The sequence below is a fragment of the Pseudomonas sp. GW821-FHT09H03 genome (genome assembly GCF_059415945.1).
In genome coordinates this window covers 109104-124646 of the sequence record NZ_JBWKOF010000005.1, presented here as the reverse complement: position 1 = coordinate 124646, position 15543 = coordinate 109104, and the positions used below count along the sequence as shown (strand labels likewise).

16 protein-coding genes are annotated in these 15543 nt (G+C 62.6%); 6 read left to right on the top strand and 10 right to left on the bottom strand.

Features of this window, described 5'->3' with window-relative positions; genetic code table 11:
* Positions 1 to 475: 475 nt before the first annotated feature.
* Positions 476 to 985: a 4-hydroxyphenylacetate 3-monooxygenase, reductase component gene (gene hpaC / locus AC07OG_RS08875; protein WP_060543618.1), complete on the bottom strand. Its 510-nt coding sequence runs from the start codon at positions 983 to 985 to the stop codon at positions 476 to 478.
* Positions 986 to 1244: 259 nt separating this feature from the next.
* Between hpaC and AC07OG_RS08870 the strand changes: the two genes are divergently transcribed.
* Complete coding sequence (locus AC07OG_RS08870) at positions 1245 to 1874, top strand: response regulator transcription factor (RefSeq protein WP_060543619.1); 630 nt, start codon at positions 1245 to 1247, stop codon at positions 1872 to 1874.
* Between the two features lie 434 nt (positions 1875 to 2308).
* Here AC07OG_RS08870 and feaR read toward each other — a convergent pair whose 3' ends face one another.
* The 9 genes from feaR to AC07OG_RS08825 form a co-directional block, all read right to left on the bottom strand.
* Positions 2309 to 3229, bottom strand: a complete 921-nt coding sequence (feaR, locus tag AC07OG_RS08865; RefSeq protein ID WP_495066790.1) for a transcriptional regulator FeaR — start codon at positions 3227 to 3229, stop codon at positions 2309 to 2311.
* 153 nt (positions 3230 to 3382) lie between these two features.
* On the bottom strand, positions 3383 to 4333 hold the full coding sequence (locus AC07OG_RS08860; protein ID WP_495066789.1) for a PDR/VanB family oxidoreductase: 951 nt from the start codon (positions 4331 to 4333) through the stop codon (positions 3383 to 3385).
* 157 nt (positions 4334 to 4490) lie between these two features.
* Positions 4491 to 5231: an SDR family NAD(P)-dependent oxidoreductase gene (locus AC07OG_RS08855; RefSeq protein WP_495066788.1), complete on the bottom strand. Its 741-nt coding sequence runs from the start codon at positions 5229 to 5231 to the stop codon at positions 4491 to 4493.
* A gap of 10 nt (positions 5232 to 5241) precedes the next feature.
* Positions 5242 to 5742: an aromatic-ring-hydroxylating dioxygenase subunit beta gene (locus AC07OG_RS08850; protein WP_495066787.1), complete on the bottom strand. Its 501-nt coding sequence runs from the start codon at positions 5740 to 5742 to the stop codon at positions 5242 to 5244.
* Positions 5739 to 7022: an aromatic ring-hydroxylating oxygenase subunit alpha gene (locus AC07OG_RS08845; protein ID WP_495066786.1), complete on the bottom strand. Its 1284-nt coding sequence runs from the start codon at positions 7020 to 7022 to the stop codon at positions 5739 to 5741. The genes AC07OG_RS08850 and AC07OG_RS08845 overlap by 4 nt, the downstream gene beginning before the upstream one ends.
* Positions 7023 to 7045: 23 nt before the next feature.
* A complete protein-coding gene (locus AC07OG_RS08840) occupies positions 7046 to 8194 on the bottom strand; it encodes an amidase (RefSeq protein WP_495066785.1) in 1149 nt (382 codons plus the stop codon).
* A complete protein-coding gene (locus AC07OG_RS08835) occupies positions 8191 to 8682 on the bottom strand; it encodes a nuclear transport factor 2 family protein (RefSeq protein ID WP_495066784.1) in 492 nt (163 codons plus the stop codon). The genes AC07OG_RS08840 and AC07OG_RS08835 overlap by 4 nt, the downstream gene beginning before the upstream one ends.
* A 3-nt stretch (positions 8683 to 8685) precedes the next feature.
* Complete coding sequence (locus AC07OG_RS08830) at positions 8686 to 9057, bottom strand: hypothetical protein (protein ID WP_060543627.1); 372 nt, start codon at positions 9055 to 9057, stop codon at positions 8686 to 8688.
* A 30-nt stretch (positions 9058 to 9087) separates the two neighbouring features.
* Positions 9088 to 10251 carry an acyl-CoA dehydrogenase family protein gene (locus AC07OG_RS08825; protein WP_495066783.1) on the bottom strand — a complete coding sequence of 388 codons (1164 nt, stop codon included), beginning with the start codon at positions 10249 to 10251 and terminating at the stop codon, positions 9088 to 9090.
* A gap of 381 nt (positions 10252 to 10632) precedes the next feature.
* On the opposite strand from AC07OG_RS08825, the gene AC07OG_RS08820 reads away from it, so the two are divergent.
* The 5 genes from AC07OG_RS08820 (at position 10633) to AC07OG_RS08800 (ending at position 15519) form a co-directional block, all read left to right on the top strand.
* Positions 10633 to 12105 carry a sensor histidine kinase gene (locus AC07OG_RS08820; RefSeq protein ID WP_495066782.1) on the top strand — a complete coding sequence of 491 codons (1473 nt, stop codon included), beginning with the start codon at positions 10633 to 10635 and terminating at the stop codon, positions 12103 to 12105.
* Between the two features lie 547 nt (positions 12106 to 12652).
* A complete protein-coding gene (locus AC07OG_RS08815; RefSeq protein WP_060543630.1) occupies positions 12653 to 13801 on the top strand; it encodes an amine dehydrogenase large subunit in 1149 nt (382 codons plus the stop codon).
* A gap of 11 nt (positions 13802 to 13812) precedes the next feature.
* Entirely contained in the window at positions 13813 to 14352 is a 540-nt protein-coding gene (locus tag AC07OG_RS08810; RefSeq protein WP_495066781.1) for a MauE/DoxX family redox-associated membrane protein, read from the top strand.
* Positions 14353 to 14357: 5 nt separating this feature from the next.
* A complete protein-coding gene (mauD, locus tag AC07OG_RS08805) occupies positions 14358 to 14978 on the top strand; it encodes a methylamine dehydrogenase accessory protein MauD (protein ID WP_495066780.1) in 621 nt (206 codons plus the stop codon).
* Between the two features lie 19 nt (positions 14979 to 14997).
* Complete coding sequence (locus AC07OG_RS08800; RefSeq protein WP_060543633.1) at positions 14998 to 15519, top strand: methylamine dehydrogenase light chain; 522 nt, start codon at positions 14998 to 15000, stop codon at positions 15517 to 15519.
* Positions 15520 to 15543: the final 24 nt, after the last annotated feature.

Below are 15543 nucleotides of genomic sequence, written 5' to 3'. Positions count from 1 at the left end.
GCCGGCCTGCCGGCGATGGGGCCGGAAAATCCAACACTTCTGGCACCTGACACACCGCCATCGCGAGCATGCTCGCTCCTACAGTGGATCTGTGTCGTGCACAAATCCTGTTTTCACCGGCGATCCCTGTGGGAGCCGGCCTGCCGGCGATGGGGCCGGAAAATCCAACACTTCTGGCACCTGACACACCGCCATCGCGAGCATGCTCGCTCCTACAGTGGATCTGTGTCGTGCACAAATCCTGTTTTCACCGGCGATCCCTGTGGGAGCCGGCCTGCCGGCGATGGGGCCGGCAAATCCAACACTTCTGGCACCTGACACACCGCCATCGCGAGCATGCTCGCTCCTACAGTGGATCTGTGTCGTGCACAAATCCTCTGTTCAACGGCGATCCCTGTAGGAGCCAGGGAACGATCCATGACCTGTGCTACTGCGGTGGGTCGATCCCCCGCGATGAACAATAACGCGGACTCAATCAAGCCGCACTGGCATGCTCAACGCGATGAAACAAGCGGTTGAAATACACCAGGCTATCGCGCGGCTCACGCACGCCGACCTGAGTCAGCTCGACGAACAACACCGAATGCGAGCCCACTTCCTTGCATTCGCTGATGCGTCCTTGCAGTTGGACCAAGGCATCGCGCAGCACCGGCACGTCGGCGGCACCATCGTCCCACAGGTCCCATTCGAAGCGCTCGGCCATCGGCACCTTGGTCATGCCGGCGAAGTGCTTGGCCAGCTCTTCCTGCTCGCCACACAGCACGTTGATGCACAGGTGACCATTGGTGCGGAACACGTCGTGGGTGGCGCTGTTGCGGTTGACGCACACCAGCACCGTGGGCGGCGAATCGGTCACCGAGCACACGGCGCTGGCAGTGATGCCGCAACGTCCGCCGGGGCCGTTGGTGGTGATGATGTTCACCGCCGCCGGCAGCTGCGCCATGGCGTTGCGAAAGTCGATTTGCTGCTGGCTCAGGTCGGCCATGTCGGTGCCCCTTCCTTCAGGAGGGCCGCTGTAGCGCGGCCCGTAGGTGATGGAACAAGACTAAGGCCCGGCACGCGCCGCAACCATTGCGACGATCCCCATGGCGAGGTTGGCTTTCCGCTAGTCGACTAGGTGGTTTCTTTATCGCAAGCACCGGTCACAGTAGGTATTCTTCTAACTGGCTTCAATAGTTCAGCCTAAGTGCGCCGCGCGACTCGCGTGGGAAAACAATAATTAGAAATTTCCGTGGCAGCCCCAGATGCAAACCCGCAAACCGATTGTTTACATCGTTGACGACGATAAAGACCTGCGCACCTCGCTGGCCTGGCTGCTGGAGTCTGTCAGCGTGCAGGCGCAGTGCTTTGCCGGCGCCGAAGAGTTCCTCAGCCAATACGATCCCACGCAGCCTGCCTGCCTGGTGCTGGATGTGCGCATGCCGGAAACCAGTGGCTTCCAGTTGCAGGAAATCCTCAACCAGCGCGGCAGCAGTCTGCCGACCATTTTCGTCTCGGCCCATGGCGACATTCCGATGTCGGTCACGGCGATGAAGAACGGCGCGCTGGATTTCGTCGAGAAGCCCTACAACCCACAACAGATGATCGACCGCATCCAGGCCGCGCTCAAAGCCGCCGTGCATGCCCAGGCCGATCAGGCGCAGCGTCAGAGCCTGCAAGGCAAAATGGCCCTGCTGACGGCTCGCGAACGCGAAGTGTTGATGCTGGTGATCGATGGCAAGGCCAGCAAAGTGATTGCCCGGGAGCTGGACATCAGCGTCAAAACCGTTGACGTACACCGCACCAAGATCAAGGAAAAGATGGGCGTCAGCAGCATCGCCATGCTGGTGCGCGAAGTGCTGCACCTGCCTGGGGACGAGCCGGCACGGCACTGACATTACCCCCAAGACTTGCGGCACATCCAGCATCACCGGCGACTGAAACGCCGCCTTCGCGGGCAAGCCCGCTCCCACAGGGGAACTCCAGCGAACACAAAGCTGTGTACGGCGAAAAATCCATGCCGGAGCGGGCTTGCTCGGGGCGGCGCTCCTACGAAGAAGCCGGCAGATCCAGCATCACCGGCGCCTGACAATCCGCCTTCGCGGGCAAGCCCGCTCCCGCAGGGGAACTCCAGCGAACACAAAGCTGTGTACGGCGAAAAATCCATGCGGGAGCGGGCTTGCTCGGGGCGGCGCTCCGACGAAGTAGCCGGCACATCCAGCATCACCGGCGACTGACACTCCGCCATCGCGGGCAAGCCCGCTCCAACGGGGGATTTGTGGCCGTTCGCAGATTTTTGCGCTCACTGAAGATCGTCTATGGGAGCGAGTCAGTTTTGGCTATAGCGCTTGCGATACGCGCCCGGCGATACGCCAAAGCGTGATTTGAACGCCGAGGAGAAGTAGCTGGAATCGGAGAAACCCCAGGCATAACACAGTGCCGAGAGCTTCTGTTCGACGTCGGCGCGGCGCAGGTTTTGCGCGCAGAAATCCAGGCGTCGGTGCTTGATGTATTGCGCCACGACCAGGCCGCGCTTGGAGAACATCCGGTACAGGCCGCGCACGGAAATCCCAACCTCACGGGCAATCAGTTCCGGGCACAGTTCCTCGTCGCTGAGGTGCGCATCGATGAACGCGATGATCTTGCGAAATTGTCGTTCGTGGGCGTCTGCGCCGCTGTCGCGGGCGCTGATGCCCGGCAGCAGCAGGCTGGCCAGGGCGTCGAGCACCGCCTCGCTTTCCTGCATGTCCAGCCCTTCCTGTCGCCGGGTGTCCAGCACCAGCTTGTTGGCCATCGCGGCCAGCGGGCTGCTGGCGCCAATGCGCGTGGCGCAGTTGACGGCATTGAAGTGCGAGCCACGCTCGACCACCTGACGCGGCAAAATCAGCGACAGTTGTCGCGAATCTTCGTTGTAGGTCATGTCGCTCGGACGGCTGGCATCGATCAGGGCGATGTCACCACAACCCAGTTGCGCGCGGTTGTCGCCCTGCTCCAGCTGAGAACTGCCGCGCATCTGGAACACCGCGTAGAAGTGGCCGTCGCTGCTGGTGCTGACGTCCTTGCTGGTGCGGTACAGATGCACATGCGCCATGTCGACCACACTCAGGCTGATCGCTCCGCTGCGAAACTCCGTCAGTTCACCATAGAAGTCGGTGTCCAGCGCCCGCGCGTCGAAACGCCCACAGGCCTGGTTTACCTGGCTCAACCAACTTTCGAACGCTTCATTGCGCACCGTCGATGCTGTAATCATGTCCGCAAAGCCTCAGGTTTTTCTTGTTATTTTCCGACCGCTTCGTCGAGCGGCTCGGTCAAATCTGTCTCGTTTACTGCCATCGCCTCCCTCGATGGCCGCCGGGCGCCCATTCAACAGGCTCCGGCGCAAGCTTTCCAGCTTTCCCTTGAGTTAAATGTCCAATACCAGACGAGCGGAAAGCGCCCGGGATACACAGGCGCAAATCTGCTTGTTGGAAGCCTTTTCCTTGTTGGAAAGGCAATTGTCGCGGTGCTCCGGCAGGCCGTCGAGCACCTCGACTATGCAGGTACCGCAGATGCCTTCGCGGCACTCGGTGTCGATGTCGCAACCGTGGGCCTGCAACACATCCACCAGGCTGCTGTCGGCCGGGACGTGAAGCACCACGCCGGAACTGGCCAGCTCGACTTCGAAGCTGCCCGTCGGCGCGCTGTTGGCGGCCGGATCGGCAGCGAAGTGCTCCAGGTGAATGGCGTCGTCCGGGCGCGTGCGCGCGGCCACTTCCACCACCTTGTTCATGAACGGTGCCGGGCCACAGGTGTAGACATGGGCCGCGCCGCCTGCGCGTTCCAGGCAGGCGCTCAATGCGCCGTCCAGGTCCGCCGGTTCCACGCCGTAGTGAAACTCGACATTTTCCGGAAAATTTGTGGCCAACAGCTGAGTAAAGGCGGCGTACTGCTCAGAGCGTGCAAAATAGTGCAAGCGATAGGCTTGACCGCTTTCAGCCAATCGATACGCCATGCTCAGCAGCGGTGTGACGCCGATACCGGCAGCAAACAGCACGTGTTCGCTGGCCGTCTCGTCGAGGCGGAACAAGTTGCGTGGCGCCCCCATTTCCAGCTCCATGCCCTCTTCCACTTGCTCGTGCAGCGCCAGTGAGCCACCGCGCGACTGCGCTTCTTTCTTCACCGCCACCAGATAGGCGCGGCGATCCTGTGGCGGGCTGCACAGCGAATACTGCCGGGTAACACCGGTCGGCCCGGTAAGGTCGACGTGGGCGCCCGGTTCATAGGTGTCGAGCGGCTGGCCGTCACTGCGCACGAGGCGAAAGGAACGGATATCCAGCGCTTCGTCGACGATCCTTTCGATCTTCACCTTCATCATTGCATCACCTGAATATTGTTGTTTTGGGTACTGCACCTTGTAGGAGCGAGCATGCTCGCGATGAACCCGAGGTCACCACGGGGTGCCAGGTTTCCAGCGTCATCGTTGACGACCATCGCGAGCATGCTCGCTCCTACAGGGGTCATTTTTCTGCTGCTCAGCGCATGAACAAGCCGCCGTTGACGTCCAGGCACGCACCGGTCACCGAGGTCGCGTTGTCGGCGATCAACAGCAACACGCTGTCGGCGATGAACGCCGGATCGCCAAGGGTGCCGGCCGGGATCATCTTGAGGATCAGCTCCAGACGCTCGGGGGCCACGGTTTCGCGCACCACCGGCAAGTCCAGGGGACCCGGCGAGATGCTGTTGACCGTGACGCCTTGCGGTGCCAGTTCCCGGGCGAAGACCTTGGTCAGCGTTGCCACGCCACCCTTGGCCGCCGCGTAATGCGCGCCGGTGGCGGTGCCGCCGTTTTGTCCGGCCAGGGAAGCGATGTTGACGATGCGACCGAAACCACGCTCGGCGAAATGCGCGCCGAACACCTGGCAGGCAACGAAAGTGCCGCGCAGGTTGATCGCCATCGATTCATCGAATTCTTCCGGCGTGATGTCCATCAGCGCCGCGACTTTCGAAACGCCTGCGTTGTTCACCAGAATGTCAGTACCACCCCAGCGTTCGGCCAGCAGGTCACGGGCGCGCTGGAAGTCCGCCTTGCTGCGCACATCCAGTTCAATGGCGACTGCAGTGGCGCCGCTGCCATCGAGCTCGGCGGCCAGCGCCTGCACACCGCCCAGGCGCACATCGGCCAGGGCGACACGATAACCGGCTGCATGCAGACGCCGGGCGATGCACTCGCCCAATCCGCGCGAAGCTCCCGTAACAAGGGCTACTCGACTCATGATGTTGCCCTCACAAAAGGAAGCCGAGCGCGCTCAGGCTATCGGTGGAGTTGATCAGGCGCACGACCTTGCGTTCCAGTTTCGCCACACCATCGAGAAAACGAATGCGGTGGTTCAGGTCGGCCACGAACGGCGTGTGCACGCCGCGCTTGTAGGCATACAGCAGCTGCGCCGAGTTGACCTCGACGATGTCGCCGGCCGCTTCCACCAGACGAAAACGCGAGATCGTGCGGATGGTTTTCGCTGCATCCACCGCCGACGGCGAGTAGCCTGCGGTCAGGCGCTCGATACGCAGGTCACGCATGCGCGCGTCGTCATAGGCGTAGTTGAGGGTGGCCTCGAAGTCTTCGGTGTCCGGATCGATCGGTACGATGTACTTGCCGCTTTCGCTCCACAAGGTCGCCCATTCGGCGTAGTTCTTGTGATCCAGCAGTTCGGCTTCGCGCCAGATGAATTCGATGGCCTGGGCCAACGGGCCGGAAAAACCGTTCAGGGTGTCTTCATTGCTCATTGGCTCATCATCCTTTTCCACATGTCGTAGGCACCGCGCATGCCGCCTTCATCGGTGGCGTGGCTGACCTTGTCGCCGTTTTCAGCGGTGATTTCGCGGTTCAGGCCGCGGTTGACCAGGATTGGTGCATCGACGCCGGCGTACGAGCCGCGCTGTACACGGTCCCAGGCTTCGGCATCGTCAGGGCTGCCGAAACCGAACGGGCCCTGGAAGTGTTCGTGGATGCGCATGCGTTCGCGGTTGGCGACTTGCGGGCCACCGTCCATGCCGAGGGCGACGTGACGGATTTCCGTTTCGGTGACCGACACCGGACGCAGCACGCGGAAGAACGACATCGACATGGCGATGTTCGGGAACAGGTTCAGGTTGAAACCGGCGCCGTGCAGCGAACGTACGATGCGACGGACCTGATCGGCCGGCATGGTTTTCGACAGCTCTTCAGTGACGTGAGCGAAGCGCTCCTGCAACTGTTCGGTGCCGTCGTCGTGATCAAGATCGACGTGCTCCGGCACCATGACCATCACGCTGTGGCCATTGCCCAGGGAGTAGGTCACGGCCTGCTCGTCGGTCATGAACGAGAGCATTTCCGAGGTTTCTTCATCCACCGACGACATGAACGACTTGTGCACGATCGGGAAGTGGTACCCGTCGGTGGTGTTTTCCAGCTGGATCTTCCAGTTGCCCTTGAAGCTGAACTTGTGTTCACCCTGGGTCTTGATCGGGTACCCGGCGCCCTGTTTCATGAACAGGTCCATCCAGTGTTTCGCGCCGCCAAGGAAGTCTTCCAGCGGTTCGATCTCGTCGTTGTAGCTGGCGAAGACCATGCCGGCGTAGCTTTCCACGCGCAGGCTGGTCAGCGGCAATTCCGACTTTTCGAGGATGCCTTCGTAGCCGTCCGGGTACGGCAGCGCGCGCAGCTTGCCGTCCAGGCCATAGGACCAGCTGTGGTAAGGGCAGGTGAAACCGGTGGCATTGCCCTTGTGCTTCTCGCACACGGTGGCGCCACGGTGCCGGCAACGGTTTTCCAGCACGTTGATGTTGTTCTTCTTGTCGCGAACAACGATCACCGGACGACGGCCGATGGTGGCGGTCTTGAAATCGCCACTGTTACGCACTTCGCTTTCGTGGGCGACCCACACCCAGGTGCGGTAGAAAATCTTTTCCAGCTCGGCTTCGAACAGCGCCGGGTCGTTGTACAGCGAGACATCGACGCGGTCGTGCTGCACCAGGTCTTCGGGGCTTTTCGACGTCGCGATCAGCCGGTATTCATGAGTGCTCATGCGGTTCTCCTCATGGCTTCTTTTTATGATTTGTTTTTAGCGTTGGCGGGTATACCGCCCATGCTGTGTTGAAGTTGCGCACCAAAGGCGCAGACCAGTTCGTCCTGACCTTTGCGGCCAACGATTTGCAGGCCGACTTTCAGCCCGCCGCAATCGAGTTCCACCGGCACCGTCAACGCCGGGTGACCGCTTAAATTGAATGGCCGCACAAGCGGCGTCATGCCAGCCACGGCCTTGCTGCCGGCGCGGGCTTCGCTGAGGGTCGGCGGCAAGGTCGGCAGCGTTGGCAACAGCAACACGGCAAAGTCTTCCAGCGCCGAATCCACCTGTTGGGTGAAGCGCGTGCGAACGGCTTCGGCCTGGGCCAGTTCTTCACGGGTGGTGCGGCTGGCCGCCAACAGGCGGGTCTCGACATCGCTGCCGATCAGGCCCTTGCCGGTCAGGTGACCGAACGCTGCCCAGTTCTCAAAGTTGATCACCGTCAGGCCGGCAGCGAATGCCGCTTCGAATTCGCTCAGGTGCAGATGGCTGCGGCGCCATCCGGCACGGTCGGCGGCGGCGCCCAGGCTGGCTTGCAAGTGCGAGTCGCAGGCCACTTCGAGAAAGCCGACTCTGGCGCCGTCGCCGGGCATACCCTGCACGGCAAAACCCGGGCAAATCACCTGCATGGCCGCGATCAAGTCGTCCATGCTTTTGGCGAACGGGCCGACGCAATCGAGGCTGGATTGAAGCGGATGGGCGCCGGCACGACTGACACGTCCGTAAGTCGGCTTCAGCCCGGCAATGCCGCAGCACGCCGCCGGCACCCGCACCGAACCACCGGTGTCGGTGCCCAGGGCGATGTCTGCAAGGCCGGCGGCAACTGCCGACGCCGAGCCGCTGGAGGAACCGCCCGGCACACGATCCGGCGCTTGCGGATTGATCGGCGTGCCGGTGAAGTCGTTGATGCCGGTCACGCCAAAGGCCAGTTCATGCAGATTGGTCTTGCCGACGATCTGCCAGCCAGCGTTGATAATCGCATCCACCACGTCGGCGTTTTTCGTCGCCGCTGGCGCATCGGCAAACGCCCGGCTGCCCGAACGGGTCGGGTGGCCGGCGATGTCGATGGAGTCCTTGATCGCCACGCGCTTGCCGTTACCACCTAGGATGAATTCGCTGATGAAGGTACTCATGCGCCCAGCTCCTTGTTGAACAAGCGTTGCGTACGGAAATGCGCGATCAGCCAGACGCCGTCGACACAGCGAAAATCGATGTTCAGTCGGGTACCGAACAACTCGTTGCGGCCATCGGCATAGGTAGAGATCTGCTGCATGATCCACTGCCCCTGCCCCGCGCTGCCGTCAACCAGGATCGACTCGCTGGTGAGGTAATGCAGATTCAGCCGGAAGTGATCCGACGGTGGCAGGTAACCGCCGACGAATGCCGCCACAGCCTCGCGGCCATGGTGCTGGCCAAAGGTTTGCGCGGTCTGGCTGCCGATGCCTTCCCAGATCGCGTCCTCGGTGAACAGACCGGCCAGGTCACTGACGTGGGTCGGCGCCCGTGGCACATCGCACAGGTCCATGTAGCGCGCCATCAGTCGACGCACTGCGCCTTCCCCTACGAGCTTCGCCAGATCCCCTTCGAGCGTCGCCAGACGCTGCAACAAGGCCTCGTCCATGGCTTACACCCGTGCCGCTTCAGGGATAGTCAGCGGACGACCGATGCGCGCCTCGACCTTGGCATAGCGCCACAGGCTGTACTCCCCGACCGGGGTGGTGCGGAACAGGTTGCAGGCGTTGATCACCGACTGGTGGCAGTCGACGTCGGCCATGATGTATACGGTCCAGGGCGACGTGGTGGACGGGCCGACCATCAGGCGGTCGTCATCCATCGCGCCGAGCACGGTGATGCCAGGCATGGCGCCGAGGTCGCCCATCATCTGGCTGAAGCCCTTCCAGACGCTCAGGCCTTCACCGGTTGGCAGGTCGAAAAAGTTCTGGGTGATGCCGATGCAGAAGACGACGCGCAACGGTTCCTGGGTAGCTTGGGTCATGGGTGTGTCCTTGAATAAGTGATGAAAAAATCAGATGTAGCCCGGGAACGGCGGTACGCCGAGGAACACCGAGCCGGCGCCGTCGTACAGGCCTTCGCTGAGGAAGGCGTGCTGGGTCACCACCATCGAGTCGCGCAGGTAGCGTTGCAGCGGATGGCGCAGGTAGATCGCGGTGGTCCCGGCCAGGCTGTAGGCGCTCTGCACCACGGCCGCACCGGCCTGGGATGCGTGGATCGCGGACAGGCGCAACTGGCTGGTCTGCTCCGGGGTCACCGGGTTGCCGGCCAGGATCGAGTCCCATACCTGCTCGGTGGTGTTGTAGAAGAAACCGCGGGCGGCGCTGAGCTTGGCTTCGGCCTTGGCGATCTCGATCCGCACATAGGCGCGGTCGGCCATCTTCGGCGCACCGGTGATGCCGCTGCCGCCGGCCATACGACTGATTTCGTCAAGGGCGGCACGGGCCAGGCCGAGGTTGACCACCGCCAGCACTTGCGCGGCGTAGGCAATCGACGGGTAGCGGAACAGCGGTTCATCAATGGTTGCAGCGCCACCGCGGATGAAGGTCCAGCGCTCGTCGACGCGCTTGTCGGTCACGCGCAGGTCATGGCTGCCGGTGCCTTTGAGGCCGACCACGTCCCAATTCTCGACGATTTCCACTTGCTCCGGGAGGAACACGGCAGTACGCGGCTTGCCGCCCGCCGCACCGATGCCCACGCCCAGGAGGTCGGCGCCCTTGCAGCCGCTGGCGAACTTCCAGGTGCCGTTGACCTGATAGCCGCCTTCGACGGCTTCGGCCGGTTGCAACGGAAACAGGCCGCCGGCGAACACCAGGTCGGGGCTGTCGGCATAGAGTTCAGCGAGGGTTTCGCGGGGCAAGGCGGCGAGGTAAACGCCAGCGCTGCCGAAACTGGCAACCCAGCCCGCCGAGCCGTCGGCTTCGGAGATGCGTTCGATCATCTTCAGGAAAAGCGCCGGTGCCAGGGCATCGCCGCCGAAGCATTTCGGCGTGGCGGCGCGGTAGATGCCAACCGCTTTGAAGCGTTCGATCATGTCCCGTGGCACATGGGAGACGGCGTCGAATTCTTCGCGACGCTGGCGAACGTCATCCAGTACCTGCTGAAATAGCTGACTCTCGACCATTGGCACGACCGAGCCGGACACAGGGTCTTGTTGCGCGACAGCTGAACGCAGCATGGGCTTTCTCCGTTTTGCTTATTGTTAGTGGGCTACACCGTTGCTTTTCTGTAGGAGCGAGCATGCTCCGGGCGGCGTTCCGACGAAGAACGCCGGAACAACGCGGGCATTCAGACAGGACGCGTTATCGTTGACGTCCATCGTCGGAACGCCGCCCGGAGCATGCTCGCTCCTACAAAGAGCACGGCGGGTGCCTTTGCGTTGGGACCCAGTGTAAAAACCGCACCCTGGCGCAACTATTGGTGCGTGTAGCCCCCCAGCTAAAGAAAACCCCTAGGCCGACACCGGTTACCTCTGAGCGCATCCCCGAGCGCCAGCAGGTATAAAACGCCATACTTGCGACATCACCGGTCGTGACCCTCTGCCGCCAAGGGCTGTGCGATGTATTTGCCAAAACCGAATGACTTTTATGCGCTGATCGAAGCCATGCCGCTGTGCATCATCCTTCACGATGCGCACACCAAGGAGATCCTCTGGGCCAACGCCGCCGCCCTGGCGGCGCTGGGTTTTACCCTGGAGGAACTGACGCCGCTCAAGGCCCCGGACATGACCCGCAATGCACCGAAGTACCGGCGCTCGGTGGGGCTGCGCTGGCTGGAGGGCGCCGCGCGCACCGGGCAACGGGCGATCGAGTGGTGTTATCGCTCCAAGCAAGGGGTGGAGATCCTGTCCGAGGCGGTGGCGACCCTGGTGCATCTGGACGGCCGCGATGTGCTGATGGTGCAGTTCCGCGACATTTCCCGGGAAGACAAGGTCAAGCGCGACCTCAAGCGGTTCGAAAGCCGGCTCAAGGCCTTCATGCAGGATCTGGCCGAGGGCGTGGCGGTGCTTGGCCCCGAGGGTGATATCCGTTTTATCAGCGACTCCGCCGCACACCTGCTCAATAGCGAAGTGCAGGACTTGATGGGCAAGAATTTCCTCGACAGCTGCGACGACACTTCGCGCCAGCACCTGCTGCAGCTGTTCGCCCAGGAGACACCGGAGCACGCGCCCTTCAGCGTGCACTACAAGGTGCAGCGCGAAGACGGCGAATGGCGCTGGCACGACGCGACCTGTCGCTACATCGAGATCGAGGACGACCTGGTGGGCCACCTGCTGCTGTTCCGCGACGTCACCGAGCAGGTGGCCGCCGAAGAAGCACGGCGAGTCAGCGAGCAGAAAATCGAATACCTGGCACGCTACAACGCCATGGGTGAAATGGCCGTGGCCATCGCCCACGAATTGAGCCAGCCCCTGGCGGCAACACGCAACTTCATCGAAGGCGCGGTGATCCGCCTGGGCAACATTGCCGATGCCGACCCCGGCGTCACCTGGGGCCTGCAGAGCGCGGTGCGGCAGATCGAGCACGCTTCGGTGATCATCAAGAGCGTGCGCGACTACGTGGTCAAGCTGGAGAAAAGCGAGGAACTGGTCGACCTCAATGAGCTGCTGCGCGAAACCCGCTACTTCATCAGCCTGCGCGCCGACCCGAGTCTGGTGCGCGTGGAGGTCGTCACCTCGCCCGGGCCGCTGCGGGTGAGTTGCGAGAAAGTACTGATCGGGCAGGTGATCCTCAACCTGGCCTTCAACGCGATCGAAGAAATGGCCGACCTGCCTGCAGAACGACGTTTGTTGCGCATTCATGCCAGCCGCGACGGCGAGGCGGCGCTGGTGCGTATCGAAGACAGCGGACGCGGGATTCAGGCCCAGGCGCAAGAAAAGCTGTTCGACGGCTTCTTCTCGTCCAAGGTCAGCGGCAACGGCATTGGCCTTGCCCTGTGCAAAAACATCATCGGCCGCCATCGCGGCGATATATGGGCGCAAAACCTGGATCCGTGTGGGGCGGTGTTTACCTTCTCCCTGCCGCTCGCCTGATTTACCCAAACGTTCTGTTGAGGGAGCTTGCCCTGTAATAAGAGGGACAACCTCTGGTGAGAGGGCTTGCTCTGAGATGTGGGTGCTTGCTCTGAGATGTGGGTGCTTACTCTGAGGTGTGGGGGCTTACTCTGAGATGAGGGGCTTGCCTGTGGCGAGGGGGCTTGTCGGACCGCCGCACCGCCCCGTTGGGTCGCGAAGCGGCCCCCGACGATTCTTCCGACAGACCGAGGTGCCTGAATCTGCGGCGGCTTCGCCGCCGAACGGGGCGGTGCGGCGGTCCGGCAAGCCCCCTCGCCACAGAAGCCCCTTCCCCACAAGCCCCCTAAGGCCCCCCCTGGTCACAGGCGTTCACTTTCGCTCCTTCACAGTCTGACGCCCCCCGCCCTATCAGGCTGACCAGCCAGTTTCATGACACTGGCACAGACACACAAACAGTTGGCAGCCACAGCAATTCTCCCGATTGCCGGCCAAGGCAGAATTCAATGGCAAGAATCTGCCAAAGCACCCGCGATCCGCGTTACCAACAATTCAGGAAGTTCCCCTTATGCGAACAAACAGGATCTCCGTACAGTCAGCGCTTGGCCTGAGCCTGCTTGTACTCGGTTTGAACAGTGCCCACGCGGATCTGCCCGCCGGTACGATCGGCCAGACTGTTCTGGCGTTCCCTCCAGAAGCTCACCGCGCGTTCGTCATCGACGTCGAGTTCGACAGCTTCGTGGCCGGCCGTGTCACCGTGGTCGACCCGGACCAGAAGCGCATCCTCGGCATGGTGCCAACCGGATTCGCTGCGCCGTCGACCCTCAGCCATGACAAAAAGACGCTCTACAGTGCGGACATCTGGTACTCCCGTGGTACCCGTGGCACCCGCACCGACGTGCTGACCGCCTGGGACAGCTCGACCCTGTCGCCAGCCTGGGAAGTGCTGATCCCGAACAAGCGCGCCGAATCGCTGACCCAGCGTTACTCGCTCAAGCCAAGCGGCGACGACAAATTCGTCTACGTCTACAACTTCACCCCGTCGACCTCGGTGACGGTGGTCGACACCCAGGCCAAGGCCGTCGCCACGGAAATCGCCATTCCCGGTTGCGTGCTTATCTACCCGATCGGCAACCGCCGCTTCGCCTCGCTGTGTGGCGACGGCAGCCTGCAAGTGCTGACCCTCAACGACCAGGGCCAGGAAACCGCGCGCAGTCGTACACCGTTCTTCGATCCGAACGCGGAAAAACTGGTGGAGCGTGCAGTCAACGTCGGCGACACCTACTACTTCACCACCACCACGGGCACCGTGCGTGGGGTGGACTTCTCCGGCGACGCGCCGAAGATCCTGCCGGCCTGGTCGCTGACCACCGACGAAGAAAAGAAAGCCGGATGGGCACCGGGTGGCTGGCAACTGATGGCTGTGGCGCCGAAGCTGGATCGCTTGTACGTGCTGATGCACGACGCCCATGAAGCAATGAAGTGGGAAGACCCGAGCCCGTTGATCTGGGCGTTCGACCTCAAGACTCACAAGAAGATAGCCACCCTCGAAGCCCCGGCTCCGGTGTGGAGCATGCAGGCCACCGGCGATGACAAACCGTTGTTGCTGGGCACCGACGTGGAAGGTGGTTTGCAGATCTTCGACCTCAAGACCAACAAGCTCGCCGGCAGCATGCCTAAAGTCGCAAAAACCGCGACTCAGGTCCTGAGCTACTAAGAGGTTCGGCCATGCACACAGATCCGATCTTCATCATTGCCAGTGCGCTCTCCATAGCGGCGTTGCTGGCCAGTGCCGCGACCCACAAGTTGCGCGCACCGGCCCGTTTCGCCCGGCAACTGGCGGACTACCAACTGCTGCCACAGGCGCTGGTGCGTCCGGGCGCGCGCCTGGTTCCGTTGGTGGAACTGGCCGTCGCGTTCGCCCTGCTGGTTCCGGCCACCCGTGGCTGGGCCGCAGTGGCCGCCGCCAGCCTGTTGGCCCTGTACGCCGCCGCCATCGGCATCAACCTGTGGCGTGGTCGCGCGGACATCGACTGCGGTTGCGCCGGTCCCGACCAGGCGCAACCCCTGCGCCCGGTCCTGCTGCTGCGCAACAGTGCGCTGGTAGCACTGGCCCTGCTGGCCAGCGTGGCGCCAGTGGCCCGCGACCTTAACCTGTTCGATGGCTTCGTGACCCTGGCCGCCGCCGCTGTTGCGCTGCTCATCTACGCCGCCGCCGATGGCTTGCTGGCGAACTCCCCTCTTCTGCTCAAACTGATTGGTAGGTAATCGAAATGGAAGGCTTGATTGTTTCCAACGTTCTGCTCTGGGTGCTGCTGGTGGCCGTGTCGTTTGTCGTCATGGGCCTGGTGCGCCAGATTGGTGTATTGCACGGGCGCCTGGCGCCAGCCGGCGCGCTGATGGTCGACAAAGGCGTGGCGGTCAACGACGCCGCGCCACAGATCACCGCTTCGGACCGTCACGGCCGCCCGGTGAACTTCGGCTATGCCGGTGAAAAATCGCAACTGCTGTTCTTCCTCTCGCCGACCTGCCCGATCTGCAAGTCGCTGCTGCCGGCGATCAAGTCCATCGCCAAGGAACAAGCGGGCAGCCTCGACGTGGTGTTCGTCAGCGACGGCGACATGGACGCCCAGCAAGCGCTGATCCGCGAGCACAAACTGGAAGATGCGACCTACGTGGTCGGGCCGCAAGTGGGCATGACCTACCAGATCGGCAAGCTGCCGTACGCCGCGCTGATCGACAAGTCCGGCACCCTGCGCGCCAAAGGCCTGGTCAACTCCCGCGAGCACCTGGACAGCCTGTTCGAGGTCGAGCATCTCAAGCACGCCACGCTGCAGCAGTACCTCAATGCCCAACCGCACACCCACGACCACAGCCACGGCCATAGCCACTGATTAAGGCAGGGAGACCTTTATGAAACTGCTGGATCTGTTGTTTGAGCGTTCGACTCGCCGTGTGGCCGACACCACTTCGCGCCGTAAACTGCTGGCGCGCATGGGCTCGCTGATGGTGGCCGGTGCCGCCCTGCCCCTGCTGCTGCCGCTGGATCGCACCAGCAAGGCCTTGGCCGCCGAACCTGCGCAAGCCGGTGACCCGGGTGATCCGAACAGCTGCGACTACTGGCGCTACTGCTCCATCGACGGCTTTCTGTGCAGCTGCTGCGGCGGCTCCGTGACCTCCTGCCCGCCGGGCACCGAGGCCTCGCAAGTGACCTGGATCGGCACTTGCCGCAACCCGGCCGACGGCAAGGACTACATCATTTCGTACAACGACTGCTGCGGCAAACAAAGCTGCGCCCAGTGCGCCTGCACCCGTAACGACAGTGAAGAGCCGGCCTACCGCCCGTTCAACAACAACGATGTGAACTGGTGCCTGGCCGCCAAGTCGCACATCTACCACTGCACCGTTTCGGTCATTCGTGGCGTCGCCGTTTAACGCGCACTTTGCGCCGGTTGCTCA

Bases quoted from the DNA above. Each gene is read 5' to 3' on its own strand.
- AC07OG_RS08835 (WP_495066784.1), bottom strand. From the start codon at position 8,682: ATGGACGAGGCCTTGTTGCAGCGTCTGGCGACGCTCGAAGGGGATCTG.
- AC07OG_RS08870 (WP_060543619.1), top strand. From the start codon at position 1,245: ATGCAAACCCGCAAACCGATTGTTTACATCGTTGACGACGATAAAGAC.
- AC07OG_RS08830 (WP_060543627.1), bottom strand. From the start codon at position 9,057: ATGACCCAAGCTACCCAGGAACCGTTGCGCGTCGTCTTCTGCATCGGC.
- mauD (WP_495066780.1), top strand. From the start codon at position 14,358: ATGGAAGGCTTGATTGTTTCCAACGTTCTGCTCTGGGTGCTGCTGGTG.
- AC07OG_RS08860 (WP_495066789.1), bottom strand. From the start codon at position 4,333: ATGATGAAGGTGAAGATCGAAAGGATCGTCGACGAAGCGCTGGATATC.
- feaR (WP_495066790.1), bottom strand. From the start codon at position 3,229: ATGATTACAGCATCGACGGTGCGCAATGAAGCGTTCGAAAGTTGGTTG.
- AC07OG_RS08825 (WP_495066783.1), bottom strand. From the start codon at position 10,251: ATGCTGCGTTCAGCTGTCGCGCAACAAGACCCTGTGTCCGGCTCGGTC.
- AC07OG_RS08850 (WP_495066787.1), bottom strand. From the start codon at position 5,742: ATGAGCAATGAAGACACCCTGAACGGTTTTTCCGGCCCGTTGGCCCAG.
- AC07OG_RS08800 (WP_060543633.1), top strand. From the start codon at position 14,998: ATGAAACTGCTGGATCTGTTGTTTGAGCGTTCGACTCGCCGTGTGGCC.
- AC07OG_RS08815 (WP_060543630.1), top strand. From the start codon at position 12,653: ATGCGAACAAACAGGATCTCCGTACAGTCAGCGCTTGGCCTGAGCCTG.
- AC07OG_RS08810 (WP_495066781.1), top strand. From the start codon at position 13,813: ATGCACACAGATCCGATCTTCATCATTGCCAGTGCGCTCTCCATAGCG.
- hpaC (WP_060543618.1), bottom strand. From the start codon at position 985: ATGGCCGACCTGAGCCAGCAGCAAATCGACTTTCGCAACGCCATGGCG.
- AC07OG_RS08820 (WP_495066782.1), top strand. From the start codon at position 10,633: ATGTATTTGCCAAAACCGAATGACTTTTATGCGCTGATCGAAGCCATG.
- AC07OG_RS08855 (WP_495066788.1), bottom strand. From the start codon at position 5,231: ATGAGTCGAGTAGCCCTTGTTACGGGAGCTTCGCGCGGATTGGGCGAG.
- AC07OG_RS08845 (WP_495066786.1), bottom strand. From the start codon at position 7,022: ATGAGCACTCATGAATACCGGCTGATCGCGACGTCGAAAAGCCCCGAA.
- AC07OG_RS08840 (WP_495066785.1), bottom strand. From the start codon at position 8,194: ATGAGTACCTTCATCAGCGAATTCATCCTAGGTGGTAACGGCAAGCGC.